Raw genomic sequence first — 5,109 nt, 5'->3', positions numbered from 1 at the left:
TTGGGATTTTTCTGGATGAAGAAGAGCAACAGTTCTCGTGCCATGCGATAGTTCCCCTTCCGAAACAGCACCAGGGCACTCCAAAACTTTACGATGGGTATCGAATCGTTTTTGGGATATTTCTTCAGATACTGATCAAAAGACTCGCCCGCCTCGACAAGCCGATTTCGGCGAAAGAGAAGCTTTCCCTTTTCAAGCAAAGCCTCCCCAGCAACGGCACCGCCTGCGAATTCCTTCTCGACGAGTTCAAATGCCTTAAGCGCCCCGACGTAGTCGCCAAGGTTAAACCTCGCCTCCCCCGCCCGTGCGAGGGCCTCTGCCGCCAGCGGACCAAGGGGCTTTGCGGCAAACACCCGATCAAAAAGGGCTGCCGCCTGCCGCCATTCAAGTTTCCTGTAATGAATCCATGCCAATCCTGCCTGGGCGCGATACCATTGCCCCTCATTTTTTGTGACCCTCCCAAAAGCCTGCCGAGCCTGCTTAAGGTTTCCAGCCTCAAAGGCTGCCTCGCCGTACCACAAGGCCGCCTCAGAATCTGCCCTACCATCCGAGACAGCAGATGCATGGAATGCCCAATGCCGTAAAACCGTCTGGGCGCCCTCAAAATCCTTGAGTCGGAATGCGGCAAAAGCCGTGGCCATGGCCGCCGATCGCGCCGCCTGACTCTCGGCAAGATGCGCAGGTCCTCCAATGGGGGGACTCTCCGCTCCGGTGCGAAGAACGCCATATGCCGCCCGAATCTTATCCAGGTGATATAGACTCAATCCCTCAATAATACGCCCAAGGCGATAAATTTGGCCTAACGCATGTTTATCGCTGACGGATGCGGCCAGCTTTTGGGCAAGGTTGAATTTGCGTTTTTTGAACAGCGCCCAGGCCATCTGTAATTGAAGCGGCCCGATGTGCTCGCTGGTGGAATATTTCTTGATGAATTTATTAAGTGCGCGACGGGCCTTTTCGCCTCCTCCTTCGATACGCACAGCCAAACGCCCTACTTTTGCGGAAAAAACTTGTGGGTGATTGGGGTGGCGCTTTAGAAATTGAGCGAAAACGAGGCCAGCCTTTTTTGTTTTACCCAGGAACAAATGCGACCAACCCAAGCCGTTAAGGGCCTCACCCTCCACCCCAGCACCCTTTTTATTCGGAGCGCGGATGGGTTCAAAATTAGAATAAACATTTCGCGCCTTTTCATATTCACCCGCCGCAAAGTAAAGATGTCCCGCCGACACTTGCACCCGAGGAGAATTCCTCCTCCCGCCCGACAACAATTTCGACAAAATATCCAGCGCTTTTCCCTGCTCAGATTTGCGTATAGAAACCCAGGCTTCCAAAAAACGAGCTTCCTCATAGGCAAAATCACCAGCCTTCCAGCTTCCATCCACGAGCCACTTCAAACACTCATTAAGCGCACCCTCGCGGCAGTCTCTCGCAGCGAGGGCATAGCGAGCGGCATAACGATACGATTCGGCGGCCCCGGCACCTGCTGTCAACAGAGCTAGGCGCATATTTCGGGCCTCTCCAAAACGCCCAAGCCTAATGAGCGACTCGGCCGCCCAATACTGAGCCGCCGCCTTGAGGCGAGCAGAATCCGTGGATTCCATGGATTGCTTGAAAAATGAAAGCGCCTCCACTGGGGAGTTTTTCTTCAAATAGGCAAGGCCACTTTCGAAAATTTTATCTTCATCACCAAAGAAACGTGAAAAGCTGCTCCCAACATCCGTTAATGCGAGATCAGGTTTACGTTCCAGAGGAAAGGGCCTCGAAAGCGGATTAATGCGCGGCATTTCAATGTGCGGGAAAATTCTCGGAATTCGGACTCCGAGTTGAAGTGGAGGGATTGGGCGAACGCGTTGCGCTACAATTCTTCCAATGTCAGGAGACTCGACAACAATCTCGGGTAGCGAGAGCGAGAGTTGCCGCTCGCCGGTGGCGGCTTGCACCACGCTTGCCCAAACAGGCAAGAGCACAAAAAAAAGCGCAAAAATAACGACGCCCTGCAGGGCAACCCTGAATCGACCAAACAACCTGAGAGTCATCGACCGAATACGCATCTTTGTCTACCTGAAAAGAGGCACCCGCTTCTTCAATTTTTCCTCGCGCCGGGATACCGACGCCAGATAAGCCTCAAGCTTTTGAACACGAGCCGCCGCTTGCCGTGCCTCTCTAGCCACTCCCCCCCCGGCCACACTTGTGGAAAGTTTAGAGATACGCGAATAAATCTTCAGCGCCACACGCCATCCACCCCTTCGCTCATACAAACCTGCCGCACGCCATGCCGCTGTTCTGCGCCACTTCGATTGAGACAAGTCCTGTGAAGCCAGCTTCTCGTAGGAGGCAAGAGCCTCATCTAGCGCCCCTCGCCTTTCTGCATCAAGTGCGAGTTGAAAACGAGCGGGCTCTGATATCGAGGGTTGGGGCGAGCCCAAGGCAATTCGATAGGCAAGGAGCGCCGCTTTTCGATTATTCTCACCTTCCATAAGGAAACCAAGACGAAGCGCCGCCCCGGGCGCATGCTCATGGGACGGAAAATCAGCGAGAAACGACTCATAGGCCTCGGCCGCTTTCTCAAGATTGCCGCCGCGCTCCAGAACCGCCGCCAACTGATACGCGACTTCGGCATCCTGAGGAATCAGTTCCCTTATTTTTTCAAGAGATTTCACCGCCTCCACGTATGCCTCCTCTTTAAGCAAACACGAGGCTATCGTCCGCAACAAAGAAATCCGAGAACCCTGATCGGTGGCTAAGTCTAGTGCGCGCCTGGCGACTTGAATAGCCCGGGGACATTCACCTGTCTGAAATAGGGCTGTAGACCAAAGAGCGAGTCCCTCCCCCGGTTCGGAGGGAGAAAGCGCCATCCAATTCCCAAGCGCCTTATCAGCCTCATTCCATGCACCAGCCCGCGCCGCATCACGCGCAAGGAGCAGCCAAATTTTTTTCCTCATGGTGGCATCAGCTTTTTTATCCCGCGCAATTACAATAAGCGTTTTACGGCTCTCATCGATTTCACCCATCTCCCGAAGAAGGCGACCGACATTGAGGCGCGCCTCCCTTTGAATTTCCTCAGGCAAAATCGGGATCGCCTCTTTGAGCCGTTGAAGCGACTCCGCCTTATTGCCGCGTGCCTCCGAAATAGCTGCAAGCCGAACTCGGGCGCGCGCAGCCAGATCTGGCCGCCTGCCGAGAACAAGAACTTTTCCGAAATAAAGTTCGGCCTCCTCATACCTTTTCGCCAAAAAAGCGCACTCGGCCTGAAGGGATGCCACCTCGCCGCGGCCTTTGTCTGGCACCAATTTGCGGGGAACGGCCTTGATGAGCTTAAGTGCGGAGGGGCAATTTCCTTGCCTGAAGAAAATATCCGCGCCCCGTAGCGCCCCCTGATAAAGATCGCTCCTGAGCGCCACGTTTGAATTCTTATCAAAGTCATCGATACGGGCAAGTAATTTTTGGTATCGAACCGCCGCCTCGGTGGGACGACCCATTTCCTCTAAAATGCTGGCCACCCGGAGTCCTGCAACGGCGCCGCGTGACAACTTTCCAGATGATTTCGCAACCTCTTCAAACTGAGTGAGCGCCGTCTCTATCATCCCAGCGGCCTCAAGGCAGTTCGCGTACACCAAACGCTCGACCGGGGAGAGTTTCCCCCCACGCCTCAGCACACCGCTCGCGAAATGGAGCGCCTCCCGGTTTTTTTCTCCGCAAGCGCCAGAGCGATTCACGCTCTCCACAAACCTTCCAAGGGCACCGGCGCCGCCCCATTTTTCTTTAATCAACCTCCGGTAGACACTAGCGGCACGCTCATAATTCTTCGCGCTCCACCAAGATTCGGCGGCGCCTCGCTCCCCAATTCGGCGCTGCTCGGCAGTAACCTTAAGGGACAAGGCCTTTTCATATGCCCTGGCGGCAGCTTTGTATTTTTTTTGCCCATAGAGACTCGCCGCTATCGTGAGACGAACATCAGGATTTGCCGCCTCTTTGCGGCTCCGCCTCGACGCATTATTTAAGGTGGAAACGGCATCTTCATATTTCCCTAATTTGAACTGGATAAGCCCCAACCGGCGGCGGATAGCCGGGGCATTCTTGTATTTGGGGAATCGATTGAGCGAATTAATGTAGGCTTTTACCGCCTCATCCAACCTCGATAGACGATCCAGCGAACGAGCACGCTCATAGACAGCGGATTTCACACGGGGGTCCCGGGGCGCGAGTTCGATGAATTCGCCCAGCGCCGCCGTGGCCTTATCCCAACTCTTCTCTTTAAGTCTCAACAAGGCCTCTCGGTAGGCCGACTCCGCCCGAAAAGGACCCTTTGAGACCTTGCTATATTCCTCGGCAGCATTAGCCAATTTGCCAGCCTTTTCATAAAGCTCGGCCAGATGAAAACGTATCTTGTCCGCACGGCTATCTCCGGGATGCCGAGCAAGAAAATCGATGTGAGCCAGGCGCGCATCCTTATATCTTTCGCTGAGGCGCAAGGCCTCGGCAAGATAATACCTGACGTTCGCTGCCTTGGGTCCATCGGGTTTAAATCGAAGATAACGCGCCAACGAATCGGCCGCCGGATCGTAGAAACCATCCTGGTAGGCTTTGAGGCCAAAAAGAAGTATGTCATCGGGTTTATCGCGCCCCTGGGCATTGGCTGCGGGCTCAAGGAAAGGCGCTGCCAACAAAAGCCACAGGAGGCATATCACAAAGTATTTGCAGCGCAATTTCATGATTCCCCTAAAAACCATAATCAATCACCCAGCGCCAAATTATCGATGAGACGAATCGACCCAATATTCGCGGCCACCGCAATGCGGGCGAACTTATTGGCAGACTCAAGTGGCTCCAAAGTGTCCGAGGCTATAATCTCCACATAATCAACTTGGGCATGTGCCTTTTCTAGCTCCTCGCGCACAACAGCGCAGAGGCGGGCGGATTCCTTTTCTCCATCCAAGAAAAGTTGCTTGGCTCGCCTCAATCCTTTGATGAGACAGAGCGCCCGCTCCCTTTCGCCTCCACTAAGGTTCACATTTCTACTGCTCATCGCCAGCCCGTCTTTTTCCCGTACTATTGGACAGGCGATCACATTGACCCCAAAATCCAAATCCTCGGACATATGACGTATCA

General features: G+C 54.1%; 3 protein-coding genes. All 3 read right to left on the bottom strand.

Going from position 1 to position 5,109, the window contains the following annotated elements:
• A partial coding sequence (locus HOJ95_16095) for a tetratricopeptide repeat protein (protein MBT6396219.1) occupies positions 1–2,051 on the bottom strand: 2,051 nt, incomplete at its 3' end.
• A gap of 6 nt (positions 2,052–2,057) precedes the next feature.
• Positions 2,058–4,712 carry a tetratricopeptide repeat protein gene (locus tag HOJ95_16090; GenBank protein MBT6396218.1) on the bottom strand — a complete coding sequence of 885 codons (2,655 nt, stop codon included), beginning with the start codon at positions 4,710–4,712 and terminating at the stop codon, positions 2,058–2,060.
• 20 nt (positions 4,713–4,732) lie between these two features.
• Positions 4,733–5,109, bottom strand: a 377-nt coding sequence (locus tag HOJ95_16085) for a pantoate--beta-alanine ligase (protein MBT6396217.1), incomplete at its 5' end; no start/stop codon positions are given.

Source organism: Nitrospinaceae bacterium (assembly GCA_018669005.1).
In the GTDB taxonomy this organism is placed as follows: Bacteria; UBA8248; UBA8248; order UBA8248; family UBA8248; genus UBA8248.
Note: the sequence above shows the minus strand (reverse complement) of the source record. Positions and strands in the feature narration are given on the sequence as shown.

What these genes read in the sequence shown, in the direction of transcription:
- HOJ95_16090 (MBT6396218.1), bottom strand. Translation starts at nt 4,712, where the DNA reads ATGAAATTGCGCTGCAAATACTTTGTGATATGCCTCCTGTGGCTTTTG.